Raw genomic sequence first — 22732 nt, 5'->3', positions numbered from 1 at the left:
TATCGTTTGGTAACTAGTTTACTGTTTCTTCCAAGTCTTTTAACTTAACCGAAACAATCTTAGATACACCTGATTCTTGCATGGTAACTCCATAGATAGAATCAGCTGCCGCCATCGTTCCCTTACGGTGGGTCACGACGATAAACTGACTATCCTTATCGAAGCGGTTGAGGTAATCCCCAAAACGTTTAACATTAGCTTCGTCCAGCGCCGCCTCTACCTCATCCAAGATAACAAAAGGAATAGTTTTGACTCGAATGATAGAGAACAACAAGGCCAAGGCCGATAGGGCTTTTTCACCACCACTCATGAGGTTGAGAGATTGGATTTTCTTACCTGGAGGTTGAACAGAAATCTCCACACCAGCTGTTAAAAGATCGCCCTCAGTTAATATCAAGTCTGCCTGACCTCCACCAAACATCTGTCTAAAGGTCACTTTAAAGGACTCACGAATAGCCTCAAAGGTTGATTTAAAGCGTTCCTTAACCTCATCATTCATCTCTGTGATGGTCTCAAGGAGTAGGTTTTTAGCAGACAGAATATCATCTCGTTGACTATTTAGGAAATCCAAACGATTGTGGACTTCTTCGTACTGTTCAATAGCATCCAAATTGACTGGACCGAGTGAGCGAATAGCTATCTCAAGATCTTTAACCTCTTGCTCTGCCAGATTGAGTTCTTCCAACTCATGCGCTTTTTCTAGAGCCTCAGTGTAGCTGATCTGGTACTGGTCAGTTAATTGAGCTTGTAGATAGCGCAAGCGTTCGCTGACCTTTTCTTTCTTGGCTTCAGCACGTGTTTGTTTGCGAATCCACTCCTCATTTTGCTGACGAGCCTGATCCAAATGGATGGCAATATCATCCAGCTGACCTTCGATATCATCCAACTCAAACTGTTTGCGTATCAAACCTTGTTGGAGGTTTGTTTTCTGAGTTTTGGCCTCTTCCACCTGCTGATTTAGCAGATCCGTATCAACTTTCTCAAGATTATCAACCTTTTCTTGGAGGAGACGCTGAATCTCCTCTTGCTCGATATCCAGATTATCCAGTTCCTTGCCTAAGCGTTCAATATCAGTCACTTCGTACCGTTTTTGTCCTTGCAGTTCGGACTTAAGCAAGCGCGCTTGAGAAATCTGTTCCTGCAAGTTTTGATAACGTTCTTGAATAGCGTTTTTGTTAGACTTAATCTCTTCAATCTCAGCTTCCAGATTTTGCTTTTCACTGGTGATAGTAGCAAGGCGCTCTTGGCATTTTTCCTTGTCCGCTTGCCAATCTCCTTCAGATAGGCGATTTAATTCCTCTTCTTGAAGTTTCCAAAGCGTTTCCAGTTCTTCGACCTGCTGATTGGTTTGTTGATAAGCAAGGTACAAGCCTTGCTCCTGAATACGAGCTTGCTCACCTTGAGATTTGATAGCTTCTAATCTTTCTGTTAATACTACCATCTCATCTTGCAAGGTCTTCAAAGTCGCTTCTTCTGACCGCAAGTCAGCTTCTTCTTTAGCAATTTCTTTTTGTAATTGCTCCAGCTCTGGCTTGATGAAAATACTGTTGTTTTGACGATTGGCACCACCCGCGTAGGAACCACCTGTACGCAATTCGGTACCATCAAGCGTCACCATACGAACCTGGTAACGAACTTGACGAGCTGCCGTACGGGCATGTTCTACGGTGTCAAAGATAGCCGTGGTAGCTAGCAAATTCTTGAAAATGGCTTCTAGTCTCTTATCAAACGACACCAACTCATCTGCCATTCCCAGAAATCCTGGACTTGCTGCGATAGCATCTTGATTCTGACTAGAAATCGTACGTGCCTTGATAGTCGTCAGTGGAAGAAATGTTGCACGACCAGCTCTGTTACGTTTTAGGAAATCAATTGCCTTGGTTGCCGCATGTTCATCTTCCACAATGATATGTTGACTACTAGCTCCAAGTGCAATCTCCAATGCAGTTTGATAATGAACATCAAAGGTCAAATGTTCACTGACTGCACCAATGATCCCACTAAGACGATCTTTTTCTTGAAGAACACTCTTAACACCCGCATAAAAATTACTATGATTTCTTAGGATGTTTTCCAAACTCTGGGCTCTAGCCTGCTTGTTTTTGAGACTGTCTAGACGGTCAAAGAGTTGGCTCTGCTGGGCTTGGTAAGAAACTTTCTGCTCCTCTTGCTCCTTGGCACTAGCTTGGTAGTCTGCCAATAATTTCTGAACCTGCTCCTTGGCAGTTTCAAGCTCAGCCTGTTGTTGACTGGCCTTCTCTTTAGCTGTAGCCAGTTGTTCTTTCAGTTTCTCAAGTTGGTCTGCTTGTTTTTGAGATAGTTGACGGCTGTTCTCTAGTTCATTCTCGATACGAGTCAGTTGGTTTGAAACATCCGCTTCTTCTTGTAAAAGAGCGACAAAGCGTTCACGCAAGAGCTCAATCATTTGGTCAGGATCATCTGAAAAAGCTAGCAATTCTGCTTCTAGATGATTGAGTTCTTTGTTGTTTTCAGCTAGACTTTTCTCTAACTGTTCCAAGTTCGCTTCTTTTTCAGCCTTTTCCTTACTTAGAGCCTTTCTCTTATCTTCCAGACTCGCCAAACGGGCTTGCGCTTCTTGTTGATTAAGGGCTACTTGCTCAGATTCCAGTTTGGATAGGGCTAGTTTTCGCTCTAAGTCACTGATCAAACTAGTCAAATCCATTAAGCTTCCTTGATCCTTGGCCATTTCAGCCTGAAGATCTTGGCGTTTCTTTTTAAGACTTTGATTTTCTTCTTCTAACTCTTCACGCTTTTGGTAATAACTGGTCAAGAGTTCCTGAACCTGCGTTAGCTCTTCTTCTGTTAGCTCTAGTTCAGCCTTGTTTTCCTTGATTTGGGCAACCAGTACATCCAAATAAATCGTCTTGCGTTGACCATCCAAGTCAAGAAACTTGCGCGCATTCTCGGCTTGTTTTGCAAGGGGCTTGATTTGATTGTCCAACTCATAGATAATGTCCTCTAAGCGGTCGAGATTGTCTTGAGTTTGTTGCAGTTTGCTTTCTGTTTCTTTTCGGCGAGTCTTGTATTTCAAAACACCCGCAGCTTCTTCAAAAATAGCACGGCGTTCCTCTGGCTTGGAGTTAAAAATTTCCTCAACCTTCCCTTGAGAAATGATGGAGAAGGAATCCCGTCCCAAACCTGTATCCAAGAAAAGGTCGTGCACATCACGCAAGCGAACTTTTTTGCCATCAATCCGATACTCACTATCACCACTACGATAGATATGGCGTTCTACCTTAATGACTTGCCCTGCATCCTTGATGAAGCCATCTTCATTGTCCAAGGTCACGATAACAGAGGCATAATTGAGTGGTTTGCGGCTTTCAGTTCCAGCAAAGATAACGTCGGGCATCTTACCACCACGAAGACTCTTGACACTAGACTCCCCTAAGGCCCATCGCAGACTTTCTGTGATATTCGACTTCCCAGAACCATTGGGCCCAACGACAGCTGTCACACCTTGGTCAAAGACGACCTTGGTCTTGTCAGCAAAGGACTTGAATCCCTGAATCTCAATTTCCTTTAAATACATGAATCCAGCCCTTTCTCAACTGCATTTTTGGCGGCCTCTTGTTCTGCCAATTTTTTAGAACGGCCTTGACCTTTTCCGATACTCTTGCCCTCGACCAGAACTTCTACATCAAAAACCTTGTCATGGGCAGGCCCCGTCTCAGAGGTCACCTGGTAACGAATATTCACATCGCCATTGACCTGGAGCAACTCTTGCAGGTGTGTTTTGTAATCCTTAATCATTTCAAAGTCACCTGCTTCAACCTTGGGAATCATGACCTGATAGATGAACTCTTTTACTCTAGCAACATCCTTGTCCAAAAGCAATGCTCCTAGAAAGGCTTCAAAAGCATCTCCAAGAATAGTGTCACGATTGCGCCCACCAGACTTTTCTTCCCCTTTTCCTAGCTTGATAAACTGATCAAACTGGCAATCACGCGCAAAACCAGCCAAACTCTCCTCACGGACAATCATAGCACGGAGTTTGGACAAATCTCCCTCTGGTTTCTTAGGATATTTTTTATACAGATATTCTGAAATCAATAATTGCAGAACAGCGTCTCCTAAAAATTCCAAGCGCTCATTGTGTGAAATTTTTAAGAGGCGGTGCTCATTGGCATAACTCGTATGAGTAAAGGCCGTTTCCAGTAAGTTTTTGTCTGCGAATTCGATTGCAAAACGCTTCTTTAGTACAGTTTGTAATTCTTTCATACCAACCTCTTTCTAACTGATAACAGTCTCTTTTATTATATCAAAAAAAGCCCCCTGAGTCACTTTAAAACGGAAGTGAAGGGGATTTGAGCATTTTTTAGAATAAACTTTTCAATTTTAGGGGCAAATTTGGGGCGAGATAAAGAAAAGCCTTATTTAAGGCTTTCTTAGGCTATTTACATCCACCCTGAGGGAATCGAACCCCCATCTCAAGAACCGGAATCTTACGTGATATCCATTACACTAAGGGTGGAAACTTGTCTTATTATAACAGAAATTTGCTCTAATAACAAGTTTTTTATGAGTGGACTAAGCGTCCATTAGTGGGATGCATCCCCGTTCCAGATAGAGTTTTTCACGATAACATAATCGACGTGTTTGAGGTCAGCAACCTTGCGTCCACCTGCGTAGGAAATAGCACTTTGCAAGTCCTGTTCCATCTCAGTAAGGGTGTCTTGCAAATGCCCTTTGGCAGGAAGCAAAATTCGTTTGCCTTCCACATTTTTATATGCTCCTTTTTGGTATTGAGAAGCTGAACCATAGTATTCTTTGAATTGTTCACCATCGACTTCGATTGTCTTCCCTGGACTTTCAATATGTCCTGCAAAAAGGGAACCAATCATGACCATGCTGGCACCGAAACGGATAGACTTAGCAATATCGCCATGAGTACGAATCCCACCATCAGCGATGATCGGTTTACGCGCAGCCTTTGCACACCAGCGTAGGGCAGCCAACTGCCAGCCACCTGTACCAAAACCTGTCTTTACCTTGGTAATACAAACCTTACCAGGACCGATTCCAACCTTAGTAGCATCCGCACCGGCATTTTCCAATTCACGAACAGCTTCTGGTGTCCCCACATTGCCAGCAATGACAAAAGTATCTGGTAATTCTTTCTTGATGTGTTGAATCATAGAAATCACGCTATCCGCATGTCCATGAGCAATGTCAATCGTGATATACTCAGGAGCATCAGCCTTGAGTTGGCTAACAAAGTCATACTCGTAATCCTTGACACCGACAGAGATGGATGCAATAAGGCCTTGATCGTGCATGCGTTTGATAAAAGGAATACGCCCTGCCTCATCAAAACGATGCATAATGTAGAAGTAGCCACCTTTAGCCAGTTGTTCTGCTACGTTCTCATCCAAAATCGTCTGCATATTTGCTGGCACAACAGGTAGTTTGAAAGTGTGATTTCCAAGTGTGACACTCGTGTCTGCTTCTGCACGGCTTTTAATGACACATTTATTTGGGATCAACTGAATATCTTCATAATCAAAAATTGGAAATTCATTTAACATATCGATGTCTCGTTTCTTTTGTAATGACCTACCTATGCTTGCGCATCTCTACGCCTTTTTCCGACGTTTCCTTGACATATTATAAACCAAAGTACAGTTTTTGTCAAATATTTTTAGTAATCAAATTATATCGTTCGGAAATTGCTTATTTAAATAGCAAAAAAGTGAAGAGACTATTTTCTCCCCACTTCTTCATCAATAATCGCTTTAAAATTTTCTTCCGAATTTTCCATCATTTTACAAAATGCACTATAGGATGAGGCATTCTGAGGGATTTGGATAGACCACTTCTTCAACAAAGCTCCATAACCTGCTAGCTTTCCTATTTCATTATCAACAACCTTGTGCTTGCTCGGAAAAACAAGACCAGCTTTCTCAGCTTTTAAAATATAAGAATAGGAAATCAGCTGGAATAAGTCCTCACGGTCAATTCCTTTTTCAGCGAACTCCAGTTTTTTATATTTAGCATCTAGAACAATCTTTCGTTCTCTATCATAAAAATCTGGATATACTTTTCGTTTCCCAACAGAAAAAACTGAAATTCCGTCCGTCTTATCCTTATTTCTGGGATGTACAAAACCTTTTGGCAACAAGGTATAAACATACTCTTCCCAGAGCCAGGAAACATCAAAAAGAATACCATGTACCTTTTGGGCTTGAGATCCAAGACCATGCTTTTCTCTACTCAGAATCATCAAGCAGAGTTCCTGTAATTTTTTATACTCTCTGAAATAGGCGTGTCGGATGGGTTTGATTTTATTCATTCTGATAATCTTGGCACGATTAGCTAGTTTATAAGCTGGAGTTACACGCGCAATTTCTGTCATATTTTCACGATTACTATCGAGCAGAACTCCGAAACTTTTCTGATTCTTTATGTACTCAATCGTATGTCGAATCAACTGCATGAGTGGATTATCATAAGTAAACTCTCTAGTTGTATAGGCAGTATTTCCCATAAAAGGAACATTTCTTTTAAGATGATTTCCAACATCTATCACTCCCTTTACATGACTGTCGTTATGAGAAAATCTTTGGTATTCCTTATAAAGACCTTTTCGAATTGCAGCTTGTAGATACTTGGGGAAGAGATACATCAAAAGTTGATAGAGCTTATCTTCACGCGACAAAGCTACATCTAAACTAGTGAGATTGATATGAAGAACCTTTTGCAAAAGATAATGTAAAAAATGGTCGTTACTTTCATCAGAAAAACGAGAGGAAATCGTCAATTTTTCCTGACCACACCCCAGAAAACCAATCACATTTCCAGTCTTAATTTCCTGATTGACAGTTTCAAAAATCTTTTGGTCCTTCTCTAAATCAGGAGTATGAGTCAAATCATTTGGAAAAATAAAGATATTATCCTCTCTAGAAAGGTTATCCAGTGTTCTATCAAGAAGAGCTTGACTTAGTTTGGGATATTCTGCGACAAAATCTTCTTTAGCAATTTTATGCTGATTATCAGTTATCCGCATCATTATCACCAGTATCTTGCTGATTTGTTTGCTCGTTATTTGTCAGATCAAATGCTTTTTTCAATGTATCCAGAGTTTCAGCCTCTTCATAAGAACCTCGTAAGTAATCTTCCAAAAGCGGTTTGAGGTAATCAGACCAGAGTAATTCATAGTCAAAATCTACATCCTGCAACTTAAGGAAATAACTTGGTCCGATATGATAATGACTGTTTAGCTCCTGAACGTTTTCGATAGCAGCGTTCAAATTTCTAAGACGAAGTTTTGCTTCTTCTGCATGGATACCCAGTTCTTTATCTAACATAGCAACTTGACTTTCAGCAGTAACTTCAACAAAGCGGAAACGACGACGCATAGCAAAATCAAAGGTATCTACTGAACGGTCAATATCATTCATTGTTCCGATGATGTAGACATTCTCAGGAATATAAAACTTGTCATCCGTCTCATGTAAATTAGCATACTGGGTAGAAACACTCCCCCTTTCGCCACGATATTCAGGATCAATAGAGAAAAAGAGTTCACCAAAAATCTTAGAAATCTCCCCACGATTAATCTCATCGATGATGAAAACGAATTTCTTGTCTGTGTCAATTTCTGTTGGGGAAACATAGTCTTTCAAACCAAATCTCTTTCTCAATGTTTCTAGGACAGTTTTTCCACCACTTTTGTAGTATTCTTGCTTATTATAATTTTTATCTTTATACAACTCGTAAACATATTTGCGAGGTAGTGACCATCCTGGAACACCACTATCATAATTTACTGACAAATTTTGTCTACTATTAACAGATAAGTAAGATGTTTTTGTTATATATTCTTTTTCTTCAGCAACATTTATATATTCTAAGTAAGAATCCCAAGCCTCATCAAAATTATCTTGTCCTCCAATTAATTGGGCTTCTTTTGCTTTCTGACAAAAATCTTTAAAAATACCATTCTGTAGCTTAAACTCAATAGCTCCATCCCCATTTGATACCGGTCTCAAACCCTCTACAAAATCTGTATAATCATAGGATGGGTGAAATTGTACAAAGTCGATTTGGTCTTCGTTGCCATTCGTTAATTCTTTGGCAACTTCTTTAGCAAGATAAGTTTTTCCTGTACCAGGAGCACCACGGAGGATGAGGTTTTTGGATTGTAACAAGATATTACTCAAGGGATGATGAATATTATTTTGTTCAGACATTTCTTTCTCTCCTTGCTTATTATCACTGTCTATAATATCTTTTGAATACTCAAATAAAATACTACCCAACATTGAAGATTCTAGTTCAGGATATGTTTTAGAAAACAGTTTAAAAATCTCATGATTCTGACGATAGGGTCCTCCTTGATTGCTTTGGGGAATCAACCTATTCCAAAATTCATTTTGACTATTCATATTTACTCCTAAAAAAGAAGGATTCTCAGAATAAATACAAAGTAGTTTTGTCACCACAGCAGAACGACTAATAAATTCATTTGTCGACTTTTTCATATCAAATATAGGATTGTCAAAATCAAGTTTACTACCGATTTGAATAATCTGATACAGATCTCTTTTTAGTTTATTAAAACGTTGCTCCAATTCAGATATAGGAATGATTTTATTAGCTTGATTTTTATAGCTTTGGGTATCCTCATTCCAATAAATACCAAATTTTGAAGAGCCTCCTCCGCCAATACCTAAAAATAAAGATTTGTATTTACCCCTCTCAAGACTATAGCAAAAAGAATTACTTTTAGCACCTTTCCCAATAACATAATCATCAATAGACATGGTTAAAATTCTATCAAGTGGCCACTCTTTAAGAAATTCTTCACGTAATTGTTCATTGTAAATACTATATTTAGATGCATCTTCTCTTAATCTTATTTTATTTTCTTGGTACCAGTCATAAAAATCTTCCAGACTAACTTTTCTTTTCAACATCAATCTTACTCCTTTTATAATAATGTTCGAATAAAAAACTATATATTTTATATATAGAATATCATATCCTATATAAAAAGAAAAGAATTTCTAAAGAAAAAGCCTAGAGTAGAGGGTTTTATTCCCTCATAACACTAGACTTCTTTTTTATCTTAATAATACTCACCTTGACGGTAGTCCCATGAGTTAAAGGTATCTGACAGGTGCATCATGATTTTATCAATGTCAAGCCCTTTACGGATAACGACTGGTGCTGGTGAGGTTGAACGTGCTCCACCTTGTTCTGGGATGAGTTTTCCGTCCTTATCAACCATAGAAACCATCACACCTTGCTCGTAGCGCGTTTCAATCGTTTTGTCAGGTTGGATAGATGCCACATAGTCGTCTGCTTCGATGACAAGGTCCACTGCCCCTTCGATACGTTCTCCGATTCCTTCTACCTTACCACGGTTTCCTTTTCCAGATGGGTTGGCTGATGAGGCGTAGACCATCTTGCCTTCTTCCCAAAGTTTAGCAGCCAACTGTTCACCAGCTTTACCAAACTTGATGACAAAACAGCTAGTACCACGAACGTCAGTCATGAGTTCTTCACGGCCATCACCGTATGCTTTGAGTTTTTCAAAAGCTTCTGGTTTCCAAGGAAGGATACAACCGAGGAGAATGTCTTCGTCCCAATGTTTTTGATAGAAGGCTTCAATTTCTGGGTTGAGTTGTGCTAAAGCGCGTAGCTCGTCCATGCTACCACAAAGTACAACACCTGGTTTGTTACGGTTACGCTCTTTGGCTTCAAATTTGCGTTCAAGACCTGCCTTATCGCTCGTCATGATAATGTAACCAACTTTTGTAGGGCATACAATGCACCCGCCCTCACCTTTTAAAATGTCATAGCCTTCTTGTGAAAGTGTTCCGTTCCATTGAATGTGTTTTGTCATAATTCTATATTTCCTTTTCTATTTTTCTATTCCTGCCAGTAGGCTGGTCGTTGTTTTTCATAGGCAGCAATCAAATCTTCATACTGCAAAGTAATACCGATATCATCCAAACCATTTAAGAGCTTGTGTTTCCACTCGCTATCTATTTCGAAAGTGAATTCTCCAACTGGTGAGATGATTTTTTGTTGTTCCAAGTCCACAGTTACCTGGTCAGTTGGTTTGAGCTGGGCTAGTTTCTCTCTAACCTCTCTAGGCTGAACAATGGGCAGCATGCCATTATTGAGTTCATTATTGTAATGAATGTCCCCGAAAGATCCTGCAATCACGACCTTAAAACCATAGTCAGCTAGAGCCCAAGCTGCGTGTTCCCTCGAAGACCCCGCACCAAAGTTATCCCCCGAGATGAGAATACTAGCTTTGCGGTATTCTGGTCGGTTAAAAACAAAGTCTGGATCCTCAGTATAGTTATCGTCCAGATAACGCCAAGCATACATGAGGTACTTACCAAAGCCTTTTTTATCAATTAACTTGAGAAACTGCTTGGGGAGTATTTGGTCGGTGTCGATGTTATCATTCATGAGAGGAACGGTCGTTCCTGTATAAACTGTAAATTTCTCCATATCCTCTCCTTACTGGGCTTCTGGCATTTGTCGAACATCTACGAAACGCCCTGCGATAGCTGCTGCCGCTGCCATGGCTGGACTGCAGAGATGAGTCTTAGCGCCAAATCCCTGTCTGTCTTCAAAATTGCGGTTACTAGTTGAGGCACAGTGAACACCATCAGGGACCTTGTCAGGATTCATCCCTAGGCACATAGAACAACCTGGGTCTCTCCATTCAAAGCCAGCATCTAAGAAGACCTTATCCAAGCCCAACTTCTCAGCAGCTCGTTTGACAGGACGAGAGCCTGGAACCACGATAGCCGTTAAGTTGGGAGCAATTTTCTTCCCTTTGACAAATCGCGCAGCCAGCTGTAAGTCACTGAGTCGAGCATTGGTACAAGACCCGATAAAGATATAACCTAGTTCAATATCCGCTGGCTTTTGGCCAGGCTCCAAGTTCATGTAATGATAAGCTCGTTCATCATTCATATCCTTAATTTCTGGAAAACTACTGTCAAAGTCGACGCCCATAGCAGGATTGGTTCCCCAGGTCACCATAGGAGCCAAGTCTGAGACATCCATCCGGATAACCTTATCATAGACAGCATCATCATCGCTGACAAGCGTCTTCCAGTCAGCAACCGCCTCCTCGAAAGCTTCGGGAACGCATTCCCGTCCCTTGAGATAGTCATAGGTAGTCTGGTCTGGATTCATAATTCCCATCTTGGAGCCAAACTCGATGGACATATTGCAGATGGTCATTCTCTCTTCCATGGTCAGTGCATCAATTGCTTGCCCACGATATTCCACCACATAGCCAACACCACAGGCAACGCCGTACTTGGCAATTAAGGCGAGAATGTAATCCTTAGAATAAACTCCTTTTTGAGGAACACCAGTGAATTCTACCAGCATTTTCTTGGGTTTAACTTGCCAGAGTGTCTGAGTAGCAAAGACATGCTCAACCTCACTGGTCCCAATCCCAAAGGCGATAGCTCCGAAAGCTCCGTGAGTAGCTGTGTGACTGTCTCCACAGACGATGAATTTTCCTGGTTGGGTCCGTCCTGTTTCTGGACCTACCATGTGAACGATTCCCTGCTTTTCAGAACCGTGGGCCGCATGTTCAATCCCAAACTCCTCAACATTTTCAGCAAGCTTATCAATTTGGGCCTTAGAAATAACATCTCGAATATCATAGATGTTGACGGTCGGAACATTATGATCGAAAGTTCCAAATGTCAAGTCTGGCCGTCTCAATCTGCGACCTGCATCTCGTAATCCTTGAAAAGCTTGGGGACTAGTCACTTCATGAATATAGTGCTGATCCACGTACATGAGTTGGGGCTGCCCTTCTTCTCCTGTGATGACATGGCGGTCCCATAATTTATCAAAAATTGATTTTCCTGCCATCCATTACCTCCAAATAAAATATAAGGCTACTAGTGTGGTCACCACCCCAAGAAACCAAACTGTTTTAAAATACCATTTTCTAGTCTTGTGGTGAAAGGTGATTCCTGCCAACCAGGCACCAAAACCACCACAAGTAAGAGCCAAAATGAGTAAGATTTTCTCTGGGATGCGCCAAGCACCTCTCCTTGCCTTGGATTTGTCAATGCCATAAATCAAGAAAATCAGCAAATTCCAAATCAAGAGAGCTAGCGTGATTCCTTCATTTATCTTCATAATCTTTCAATGATGGCTTCTGTCATTTCCTTGGTCGAAGCCTGTCCTCCAATATCTCTTGTTAAAACACCAGCCGCTAAACTAGCTTCAACAGCATGTTCGATACGCTCCGCATCCTCATAACGTCCAAAGCTATCTCTCAACATCATAGCAACTGACAAAATCATGGAGATAGGGTTGGCAATTCCTTGACCTGCAATATCAGGTGCCGAACCGTGAATAGGCTCATAAAGACTTGGACCTTTTTCAGAATGACTGGCTGATGGCATGACTCCAAGTGTGCCAGATAGAACGCTTGATTCATCTGAGAGAATATCTCCAAAAAGATTTTCTGTCACGATGACATCAAATTTAGCAGGATTAGTAATCATGAGCATAGCAGCTGAGTCCACCAACTGGTGTTCCAAGGTTACATCTGGGAAATCCTGTGCGACTTCCTCAGCCACTCTGCGCCAGAGTTTTGATGTCGCTAGAACATTTTGCTTATCGATACTAGTAACGATTTTTCTGCGATTGCTTGCAATTTCAAAGGCCTTACGAATAATCCGCACTACTTCCTCATAGCTATAGTCGTTAATATCACGCGCTTTCCGCTCTTCAAGGATATGATCCCCAAAGTAAATTCCACCTGTCAACTCACGCACCACGACAAAGTCTACACCAGCAATTCGTTCCGGTTTGAGAGGTGACAAATGCTTGAGACTGTCAAAGATTTTTACGGGGCGAATATTAGCATAGAGGTTGAGTTCCTTACGAAGAGCCAGCAAGCCTTGTTCAGGCCGAATCGCTGCGCCATCATATTGAGGACTACCGATAGCTGCTAGGAGAATAGCATCTGCTTCTCTACATGCCTTGAGGGTTTCATCAGGTAAGGGATGCCCCGCAGCATCAATACCTGCACCTCCAAAGGGGCGCCTGTCTATCACATAGTCAAAGCCAGTTTTTTCGGCTAGAGCTTCCAGAACCACTAAACCAGCTTCCATAATTTCTGGACCGATTCCATCCCCTGCTAGTGCTACTATTTTCTTTGTCATAGCCTTCTCCTTTACACACTAGGCATGTCTCGGTAGGAAACGCTGCGCCCCATCTCACCAGCATTCTCTTTTTGAACAAAGGTATTGGCATTGATATAAGCAATCGCCGAAGCCTTCAATACATCAAAGTCAAGACCTGCCGCGTTAAAGATGGTCTCTGTATCTCTGTTTTCAACAGTAACCAAGACACGAGCTTGAGCATCAATTCCATCTGTCACAGCATCAATGGTATAGGACACCAAGCGGACAGATTGGTTAAAGAACTTATCGATAGCGTTAAAGATCGCTTCAACAGAGCCTTGTCCTGTCGCATTGAATTCGACTTTTTCACCATCCATGTTGGCTAGACTAACGAGCGCTTCGATGTCATTGTCCGCATGGGTTTGAAGTTGTAGATCATCAAAGTGGAAGCCTTCTGGATTTTCAACCATTGTTCCAGCTACCAGAGCTCGAATATCTGCATCTGTGATTTCTTGTTTCTTATCCGCTAGTGCCTTGAACTTAGCAAAGAGTGGTTTGATATCCTCTTCTGTAAAATCTAGGGCCAGTTCTCTTAGTTTTTCAACAAAGGCATGGCGACCTGACAATTTACCAAGCGGAAGGCTATTACTCTTAACACCGACCAATTCAGGTGTGATGATCTCATAAGTAAGAGGATTTTTAAGGACTCCATCTTGGTGAATACCCGATTCATGAGAGAAGGCATTGCCACCAACGACAGCCTTGTTTTTAGGAACTGGAATACCAGAGAAGCGAGAAACCATTTCTGACGTATTCATTGTTTCATCCAAAACAATATCACTAGTTGCTTGGAAGAAATCCTCACGAATCTTCAAAGCAACAGCTACTTCTTCAAGAGCAACATTACCTGCGCGTTCACCGATACCATTAATAGTTCCCTGGACACGTCCAGCGCCGTGTTTAATTGCTGTCAAAGTATTTGCAGTTGCCATACCGAGATCATCGTGACAGTGAACACCAAAGACAACTTTATGATCTGATTTAATATTTTCAGTCAAGTGATCAAAGATGCGTGCAAACTCTTCTGGAGTCGTAAAGCCAACTGTGTCAGGGATATTGATATAAGATGCACCTGCATCGACCGCTGTTTGAACGACTTGTAAGAGGAAATCCAACTCTGTTCTAGTCGCATCTTCAGGAGAGAACTCGACAACCTCAAACTTAGAACGTGCATAAGAAACATGCTCCTTAATAGCTTCTAAAATCTCTTCCTTGCTCTTATTGAGTTTATACTTGCGGTGAATCGGACTGGTAGCGATAAAGACATGAATTTGTGGATACTTGGCATCCTTAAGAGCCTCATAACAAGCATCAATATCAGATTTTACAGAACGAGCTAATCCTGTCACTGCTGTTTTTTTCATGGCTCTAGCAATTTTTTGAACAGCTATAAATGAATCTGGACTAGCAGCAGGAAAACCAGCTTCAATTACAGAAATTCCCCATTTCTCCAGCTGTCTTGCAATGGAAACTTTTTCCTTTATTGAGAAGTTAACACCAGGTGTTTGTTCCCCATCACGAAGACTTGTATCAAAAAATTCAACTTTACGCATAAGATTTCCCCTTTTCCAAATATGGTTTTAAAAAAACATCTCGCTCAGAAGCCCAAGCGAGATGTTGATTTACTCCCGCTTGGTAAGCCAAACAGGACTAATGCTTCTGCACTAGCCCGAGTACCTCAACAACAAAGCAAATTGATTAAACTTAGCTGTTTTCATGTTTGACTTTCTCCTTCGTTTGATGTCTTGTTAAGTATTTTAGCATAGGAAAAATCTCTTGTCAAGAAAAAATCCAATATTTTCTGAAAATTTCTTCAGTAAAGAATATTTTGCTAATTGAAAGTGTTTGAAAACTCAAGCGAATTTCTTTATTTTTTCACGGTCAAGTTCCAACTTCTTTCGATAAGTTCTAACACTTCTTCATCTTGCAAACTATCATCAAGCGCCAGACTAAGCCAATAGCGTTTGTTCATATGAAAGGCTGGGTAAATTCCCTTTTGCGAAAGCAAGTCAGCTACTTGGTCGTATTTGATATTGACTGCTTCGACTAGCCCTTCTCTACTCTTATCTAACTTATCCCATGGGATTTTCATCAAAACAGCATACCATTTTTGATTACCTTCATGGCGTAATACAGCTGTATCAGGCGATTTCTCCCAAAGATACTCCAACTGATCACCATACTTTTCTTGAACTTGAGCCATGATACGCTTAGTCTGAGGACAGATAAAATCCTGTACATCAAAGCAAGCCTTCCGAATCTGGTAAAGAATCTCCAAACAAGCCTCACGGACACTTGCAACAAAACTCCCACGCATGCTTTCCATATGAACTTGAGGATAGAGATCTCCCGTTTCCTGGTCAAAGACAAGAAAACTCACATTATCAGGAGTGATGGAGAGTGTCATGAAAAATTCACCCTGCAAAATCTGGCAACTATAGGTCCAGACTTCTCCATTTTCTACAAAACCATAGGCATGAGCTTTTTCTTTATTAAACTGATAGGATTTAAAAATTTCAAACATAAGTGAAAACTGCTACCAAAAGCTAGCAGTTCCTTTCTATTTTTTAAAAGACAACCTTAGTTCCATGCAATTGTGTCACGCCCAGCTGGTCGATAAAGGTTTGACGGTTATCCAAGTCAATTCCCCCACCTGGTAAAATTTCAATTTTACCTTTTGCATGTTCCAAAATTCTGTGATAGTGTTCAAAACGTTTCTCGAGCGAGTCACCAGACACACCAGCACGAGTTAAGATACGAGTGACACCAGCTTGGCTGAGCCAGTCAATGGCTTCCAACTGGTCTTCATCACTCAATTCATCAAAGGCCATGTGAAAGACAATTTCCATTCCTTTAGATGCGGCAATCAGCTTCTCAAGATTAGTCTTATCCAACTTCTTATCAGCAGTTAAAGCACCAAATACAACACCTTGGCTTCCAGCTTGCGCAGTCAAACGAATATCTTCTAGCATGATCTCTATTTCAGGATCAGTATAGACAAAGTCGCCATCACGGGGACGAATCATAGTCATAATGGTCGTATCGTAGTTAGCTGCCAGTTCAACCGCTGCCTTAGTTACACCATAGCTTGGTGTTGTCCCGCCAACAGCTAAATTATCACAAAGTTCGATTCGACGAGCTCCAGCCTGCATCGCTTTTTCAAGCAAGGTCACATTTTCAGCACAAAATTCGTAAATCATTTGATTCTCCTTGATGTTTTCTTTAAATTTATTATATCATATTATTTTAAATATGCTTTCATTTTTATCAAGGCAAATAACTACTATTTTTATCTATTCTTTGTCAGGAATGACTTTAAAGAGATAGTAGGTGATAAAGATAGTCAAGGCTCCCAGACCGATTTTGACTGGCAAAAGAGGGGCAAAATAAATAGAAATCCCCATCAAGATATAGATAGATACGATGATTTTTTTCTTTCGTTCTCGCGCTATTGACTTAGTTTCCCGAAAGTCAGCTACATAAGTCTGATAAAGCTTTGTATGATAAAGCCAGTCTTCAAAACGCTTAGAAGATTTTGAAAAGCAAGCGATAGCTAACAAAAGAAAGGGAGTTGTTGGTAAAAGTGGTAGGACAACTCCAATGACAGCTAAAGCCAGTGAAATAAAGCCAATACTGAGGTAAATGAGACGCATGATTTCTCCTAGATAAATTACTCTTCCTCTAGTTTCGCATACAAGGGGGAAATTTGTCAAGCATCAACAAAAAAAGAGCCTGAAATTTATTTTCAGGACTCTTCGTTTTATTTAATTTTCTCTTCTTCGTAGTCGCCATTACTACATACAACCTGTTTACCACCACCACGGACCTTTTTCTCCACAAGGAAGTGCCCGCATTTTGGACAGTCTCGTCCAATTGGTTTGTCCCAGGAAGTAAATTCACATTCTGGGTAACGATTGCAACCATAGAAGATACGATTGCGCTTGGTTTTGCGTTCGATAATTTGTCCTTGATGGCAGCTTGGACACTCGACTCCAATCTCTTTGACAATCGCTTGTGTGTGACGGCAGTCAGGGAAATTGCTACAAGCATAGAATTTACCAAAACGACCGAGCTTAATCACCATCGGACTGCCACAAACCTCACAGTCAAATCCAGCTGGCTCATCCTTGATCTGGATTTTTTCCATTTCGGATTCAGCCTTAGCTACTTCTTTAGAGAATGGTTTATAAAAGGTGTCAATAACACGTTGCCACTGCTCTTTTCCAACTTCGACATCATCCAGTTTTCCTTCCATCTCAGCTGTGAAGGTCACGTTTACGATATCTGGGAAATATTCAACAATGAGTTTATTGACAATTTCTCCCAGTTCTGTCGGTTCAAAACGTTTAGCTGCCAGACGAACATAGTAACGTTTTTGGATGGTTTCAATGGTCGGAGCGTAGGTTGACGGACGTCCAACTCCATTTTCTTCCAAGGTCTTGATAAGAGTCGCTTCCGAATAGCGAGCTGGCGGTTGAGTGAAATGTTGTTCTGGCTTGCTATTGACCTGCTTGACCACATCTCCAACAGCCATATCTGGCAACATTTTGTTCTTGTCAGAGTCATTGTAGATAGCAAGATACCCATCAAACTTAACTTGACTTCCATTTGCTGCAAACTGAACCCCATTTTGAGAAAGCTTAACAGCCATGGTGTCAAAGATAGCACCTGTCATCTGGCTTGCCACAAAACGGTTCCAGATAAGGGTATAAAGTTTGAGCTGGTCTTTGTCCAAGTACTTAGCGATGCTTTCAGGTGTGTTAAAGACACTAGATGGACGAATGGCTTCGTGAGCATCTTGAGCTCCTGAGGCATTCTTGACCTTGCTACCATGCTTGGAATACTTGCTACCAAAGCGGTCGTTAATGTAGCTTGCCGCTTCGTTCTGAGCCACAGGACTGATACGAGTCGAGTCTGTACGCATATAGGTAATCAAACCTTGCACGCCCGATCCGATATTGATCCCTTCATAGAGCTGTTGGGCTACCATCATAGTCTTTCGAGTACGGAAATTAATTTTGTTAGCCGCATCCATTTGCATAGTTGAAGTCGTATAAGGTAGGGGCGCATTGCGTTTGCGTTCTTTCTTATCTACCTGGTCTACTGTGAAATCTTTACTAGTCAAATGGGACAAGACTTCTTTGACTTCTTCGTTGGTGGTCAATTTCATCTTTTTGCCATTCATACCATAGAAAGAAGCCTGAAATTGCTTGGTTCCCTTTTTAAAGACACCATCAATTGTCCAGTATTCTTCCGGTTGGAAGGCATTGATTTCATTTTCACGGTCAATGATGAGCTTAAGGGCAACCGACTGCACACGCCCTGCTGATAAGCCCTTCTTGACCTTTTTCCACAAAATTGGCGAAATCGAATACCCTACCAAGCGGTCCAAGACACGACGAGCTTGTTGGGCGTCGACCAAGTCCATGTCAATCTTGCGAGGCTCTTTAAAGGCATTTTTTACTGCGTCTTTGGTGATTTCATTAAAGACTACACGGTTGGCATCATTCTCATCCAAATCAAGGATATGAGCCAAATGCCAGGAAATCGCTTCTCCTTCACGGTCCGGGTCACTCGCCAGAAAGACTTTATTGGCCTTTTTAGCTTCTTTTTTCAAGTCATTGATGAGAGGACCTTTTCCACGGATATTGATATACTGCGGTTCATAGTTATTTTCAATGTCGACAGACATACTGGATTTTTTCAAATCACGGATATGCCCGACACTGGCTAAAACCTTGTAATTTCTGCCTAGATATTTCTCAATCGTTTTCGCTTTAGCAGGCGACTCCACGATGACTAGATTTTTTTTAACTGTTGATTTTTTCTTCTTTGTTGCCGTAGCCACACTATCACACCTTTTCAAAGTAATAAACTTTATAAAGTGTAAACCATTTTTCTATAGCTGTCAAGACCTAAGTCCTATATATAGAAGAAAAGTTTATCTGAGGGAACAAATTTCTCCTTAAAATTCAAACTCAGCCAGCACATCTTGACCGCTGGAAATCAGTTTTGCTCCCTCTTGAATCAGGTGGTGACAACCATCTGAATGGCCATCTAAAATGTTTCCTGGAATGGCAAAGACATCACGTCCTTCCTCCATAGCTCGCTCACAGGTAATGAGACTACCAGAACGCATCCTTGCCTCTGCAACGATCACACCACGGCAAAGGCCAGCAATGATGCGATTACGAGCTGGAAAGTGAAATTTCAAGGGTTCCTCACCAGGTCCGTACTCGCTAAGTACCAAATGGTGATTTCCAATGTGTTCCTGCAAACGTTTATTGGCGCGGGGATAGAAAACATCCAATCCTGTTCCAATGACAGCAATTGTTCTTCCTCCATTCTGGAGTGCAGCCATATGGGCAGCTGTATCAATCCCTTTGGCTAAACCACTGACCACGATTAACTCGTTTTCTAAACCTTGGATAATTTTCTGGACTGACTTAGCTCCTTGGCTCGAACAAGAACGACTCCCCACAACAGCAACCTTGGGAAATTTCAATAAGTCCAGATTCCCTTTGTAAAACAAGAGCACTGGAGCATCATAAATCTCACTCAGATCCCAAGGATAACAGTCATCAAGAATAGAAAAGGATGGAAATTTCTGAAACTCCTTCTCCAACTGTGCATCATCTATCTGGAAATAGCGTTCCATAAAGACTGCAGGATTACGACACCCAGATATTTCTGCAATCTCACCTAGCAAGAGCTCCTGATCTACAGTCTCATCGTATTCAAGGACAGTTAAAATCTGTTGATTGGTCAAACCTGCTTTTCTTAATTTGTAAATATCATAGTTTGTAATCTTCATAAACATCTCCATTTCTTCTTTTCTACTCATCTATCTATTCGTAAAAAAAATAAAAAGAAGACCAAGAATCTTCTTTTTTTCTTTTATTCAGATTTAGTAGTTGACCAGCTACTTTCAACCATCGGTAAGATTGTTTTTAAAGTTTCCCCATCCCCTTCAAGTGAAACATAGCGGATTTTACCATCATTTGATCGGAAGACCCAGGTAACGAGGTATTTCCCTGACTTAGCAATTGCATTGACAACATAGGCTTCATAGCCTCCAATGGTCGATTTGGAGCCCCAAACCTTACTGAAATCAGAGCTTTGTTCTTTGGAAGTTAAAATACTAGATGAGACAGTCACAACATCCAGTTTAGCATATTCTTCTTCGCTGATATTGAACTGCTCAGCCTTAAAGGTATTCAGCGTAACAATGTTGATATCTGTTCCATCACAATACTGTATATCATTTCCACCTTCTACTTCATGGAATCGAACCCATGATTTGGGTACCTTGACAAATCCATATTCATTCGAACCGATGATTTGCGTCTCTTCCTTTTTCGCTTCAGAAACAGCAGAACTAGTGCTATTCGTTTCCTGACTTCTTGAAGAACTAACAACCGCAGTCGAACTTTCTTCGGTTGCTGTTTGCGATTTATTAGAGCATGAAGCTAGAAAAACACTAGCAGTAACTACAGTACCTAAAATTAATAATTTTTTCATCCTACCACCTTTCCATCTGCATTATAAGAAAAATAGGGACTTCTGTCAAATTCTAACCTGATCTATTCTGTTAGCTTCCGATTTTATCACTCTCATTTAAAGCAAAAACTCTTGAAAAATCTTCAAGAGTTTTTTTATTTCTATTCTTCATCCATGCTCAAGACGCTAAGGAAGGCTTCTTGTGGGACTTCTACTGATCCGATAGCTTTCATGCGTTTCTTACCAGCTTTTTGTTTTTCAAGGAGTTTGCGTTTACGAGAAACGTCACCACCGTAACACTTGGCAAGTACGTTCTTACGAAGGGCCTTGATATCAGTACGAGCCACGATTTTGTGCCCAATAGCTGCTTGAATCGGCACCTCAAATTGTTGACGAGGGATGATTTTCTTGAGCTTATCCACGATGAGTTTCCCACGTTCGTAGGCAAAGTCCTTGTGAACGATAAAGCTGAGGGCATCCACCTTGTCTCCATTGAGAAGAATATCCATTTTGACCAGTTTAGATGGGCGATACTCTGACAATTCGTAGTCAAAGCTTGCATAACCACGTGTCGAAGACTTGAGCTTATCAAAAAAGTCAAAGACGATTTCAGCAAGTGGAATTTGATAGATAACATTGACACGATTATCATCAATATAGTCCATGGTCACAAAATCCCCACGTTTGCGTTGAGCCAATTCCATCACCGCTCCAACAAACTCCTGCGGAACCATGATTTGCGCCTTGACATACGGCTCTTCAATAGTCGCAATCTTGGTTGGGTCTGGAAACTCTGATGGGTTAGACACATCCATAGACTCACCATCAGTTTGGTTAACCTTATAGATAACAGACGGAGCTGTCATGATGAGGTCGATGTTAAACTCACGTTCTAAACGCTCTTGGATAACATCCATATGGAGAAGCCCAAGGAATCCACAACGGAAACCAAATCCCAGCGCCTGCGATGTTTCTGGTTCAAACTGCAGACTGGCATCGTTGAGCTGCAATTTTTCAAGGGCTTCACGAAGGTCATTGTACTTGTTTGATTCGATTGGGTAAAGACCTGCAAAGACCATAGGATTCATCTGCTTATAGCCATCCAATGGCTCTGCGGCAGGATTGCTTGCTAGGGTCACTGTATCTCCGACACGCGTGTCTTGAACCGTCTTGATGGAAGCCGCAATATAACCAACGTCACCTGTCGCTAGGAAATCGCGCCCGACTGCTTTCGGCGTGAAAATACCAACTTCGGTCACATCAAATGTCTTGCCATTGCTCATAAGCTGAATCTTATCGCCAGGTTTAACCACTCCGTCCATAACACGCACTTGGAGGATAACCCCACGATAGGCATCATAAACTGAGTCGAAAATCAATGCCTTAAGTGGTGCCGTCACATCGCCCGTTGGTGCTGGCACCTTTTCTACGATTTGTTCGAGAATTTCTTCAATACCAATACCAGCTTTGGCTGAAGCTAAGACTGCTTCACTGGCATCCAGTCCAATGACATCCTCAATCTCCGTACGCACGCGCTCAGGATCGGCTGCTGGTAGGTCAATCTTGTTAATGACTGGCAGAATTTCCAAATCATTGTCCAATGCTAGATAAACGTTGGCAAGAGTTTGTGCCTCAATTCCTTGTGCAGCGTCAACTACTAAAATCGCCCCTTCACAGGCAGCGAGCGAACGTGACACTTCATAGGTAAAGTCCACGTGCCCAGGTGTATCAATCAAGTGGAAAATATAGGTCTCGCCATCTTTTGCAGTATAATTGAGCTCAATGGCATTGAGTTTAATGGTAATCCCACGCTCACGCTCAAGATCCATACTATCCAAAAGTTGGGCTTGCATTTCACGACTAGAAACCGTCTCAGTTGCCTCCAAAATACGGTCTGCAAGCGTTGACTTCCCATGGTCAATATGGGCGATAATAGAGAAGTTTCGAATCTTCTCCTGTCGTTTCTTTAATTCTTCTAAGTTCATGCTGCTCTTCCTTTCAGGGTATCTATTAATTATAAA

The 22732-nt window shown here is 41.3% G+C and carries 18 protein-coding genes and 1 tRNA gene; all 19 read right to left on the bottom strand.

The annotated features are described in order from the left end of the window. Positions 1-13 precede the first annotated feature (13 nt). A complete protein-coding gene (gene smc, locus B7714_RS05160) occupies positions 14-3553 on the bottom strand; it encodes a chromosome segregation protein SMC (RefSeq protein ID WP_084859844.1) in 3540 nt (1179 codons plus the stop codon). Continuing rightward, positions 3544-4242, bottom strand: coding sequence for a ribonuclease III (gene rnc, locus B7714_RS05155; protein ID WP_084859843.1), 699 nt, complete (start codon positions 4240-4242; stop codon positions 3544-3546). Before rnc ends, smc begins: the two co-directional genes overlap by 10 nt. Before the next feature lie 181 nt (positions 4243-4423). Next, positions 4424-4495: transfer RNA gene (locus B7714_RS05150), tRNA-Arg, on the bottom strand. Positions 4496-4562: 67 nt separating this feature from the next. Then, positions 4563-5549 carry a GMP reductase gene (locus tag B7714_RS05145; protein ID WP_000931163.1) on the bottom strand — a complete coding sequence of 329 codons (987 nt, stop codon included), beginning with the start codon at positions 5547-5549 and terminating at the stop codon, positions 4563-4565. 173 nt (positions 5550-5722) lie between these two features. Beyond that, complete coding sequence (locus B7714_RS05140; protein WP_193432112.1) at positions 5723-7027, bottom strand: McrC family protein; 1305 nt, start codon at positions 7025-7027, stop codon at positions 5723-5725. Further along, the gene (locus B7714_RS05135; protein WP_162284804.1) at positions 7014-8939 is read right to left on the bottom strand and encodes an McrB family protein; all 1926 of its coding nucleotides are present in this window, start codon (positions 8937-8939) and stop codon (positions 7014-7016) included. The genes B7714_RS05140 and B7714_RS05135 overlap by 14 nt, the downstream gene beginning before the upstream one ends. A 152-nt stretch (positions 8940-9091) precedes the next feature. Continuing rightward, on the bottom strand, positions 9092-9871 hold the full coding sequence (locus B7714_RS05130) for an L-threonylcarbamoyladenylate synthase (protein WP_000160505.1): 780 nt from the start codon (positions 9869-9871) through the stop codon (positions 9092-9094). Between the two features lie 26 nt (positions 9872-9897). After that, positions 9898-10491, bottom strand: coding sequence for a 3-isopropylmalate dehydratase small subunit (gene leuD / locus B7714_RS05125; RefSeq protein ID WP_000410641.1), 594 nt, complete (start codon positions 10489-10491; stop codon positions 9898-9900). A 9-nt stretch (positions 10492-10500) separates the two neighbouring features. Continuing rightward, on the bottom strand, positions 10501-11883 hold the full coding sequence (gene leuC / locus B7714_RS05120) for a 3-isopropylmalate dehydratase large subunit (protein WP_000907571.1): 1383 nt from the start codon (positions 11881-11883) through the stop codon (positions 10501-10503). A gap of 3 nt (positions 11884-11886) precedes the next feature. Then, complete coding sequence (locus tag B7714_RS05115; RefSeq protein ID WP_084859840.1) at positions 11887-12156, bottom strand: DUF1294 domain-containing protein; 270 nt, start codon at positions 12154-12156, stop codon at positions 11887-11889. Beyond that, the gene (leuB, locus tag B7714_RS05110; protein ID WP_084859839.1) at positions 12153-13190 is read right to left on the bottom strand and encodes a 3-isopropylmalate dehydrogenase; all 1038 of its coding nucleotides are present in this window, start codon (positions 13188-13190) and stop codon (positions 12153-12155) included. The genes B7714_RS05115 and leuB overlap by 4 nt, the downstream gene beginning before the upstream one ends. A gap of 11 nt (positions 13191-13201) precedes the next feature. Further along, positions 13202-14764: a 2-isopropylmalate synthase gene (locus B7714_RS05105; protein WP_070683956.1), complete on the bottom strand. Its 1563-nt coding sequence runs from the start codon at positions 14762-14764 to the stop codon at positions 13202-13204. Positions 14765-15078: 314 nt separating this feature from the next. Continuing rightward, entirely contained in the window at positions 15079-15735 is a 657-nt protein-coding gene (locus tag B7714_RS05100) for an MmcQ/YjbR family DNA-binding protein (RefSeq protein WP_084859838.1), read from the bottom strand. Between the two features lie 43 nt (positions 15736-15778). Further along, positions 15779-16411, bottom strand: a complete 633-nt coding sequence (locus B7714_RS05095) for a copper homeostasis protein CutC (RefSeq protein ID WP_084859837.1) — start codon at positions 16409-16411, stop codon at positions 15779-15781. 93 nt (positions 16412-16504) lie between these two features. Continuing rightward, positions 16505-16864, bottom strand: coding sequence for a YbaN family protein (locus B7714_RS05090; RefSeq protein ID WP_001237224.1), 360 nt, complete (start codon positions 16862-16864; stop codon positions 16505-16507). Between the two features lie 107 nt (positions 16865-16971). Continuing rightward, positions 16972-19059, bottom strand: a complete 2088-nt coding sequence (gene topA, locus B7714_RS05085) for a type I DNA topoisomerase (RefSeq protein WP_000179626.1) — start codon at positions 19057-19059, stop codon at positions 16972-16974. Between the two features lie 117 nt (positions 19060-19176). Continuing rightward, positions 19177-20025, bottom strand: a complete 849-nt coding sequence (gene dprA / locus B7714_RS05080) for a DNA-processing protein DprA (protein WP_084859836.1) — start codon at positions 20023-20025, stop codon at positions 19177-19179. Between the two features lie 83 nt (positions 20026-20108). Beyond that, positions 20109-20732 (bottom strand): hypothetical protein, encoded by a 624-nt coding sequence (locus tag B7714_RS05075; RefSeq protein WP_084859835.1) that lies wholly within the window; start codon positions 20730-20732, stop codon positions 20109-20111. Positions 20733-20872: 140 nt separating this feature from the next. Further along, on the bottom strand, positions 20873-22696 hold the full coding sequence (lepA, locus tag B7714_RS05070; RefSeq protein WP_049478162.1) for a translation elongation factor 4: 1824 nt from the start codon (positions 22694-22696) through the stop codon (positions 20873-20875). Between the last annotated feature and the right edge of the window lie 36 nt (positions 22697-22732).

It is taken from the genome of Streptococcus oralis subsp. oralis (genome assembly GCF_002096595.1).
Classification (GTDB): domain Bacteria; phylum Bacillota; class Bacilli; order Lactobacillales; family Streptococcaceae; genus Streptococcus; species Streptococcus oralis_D.
The sequence above is the reverse complement of the archived record's forward strand: the minus strand, read 5'-3'. Positions and strand labels throughout refer to the sequence as shown.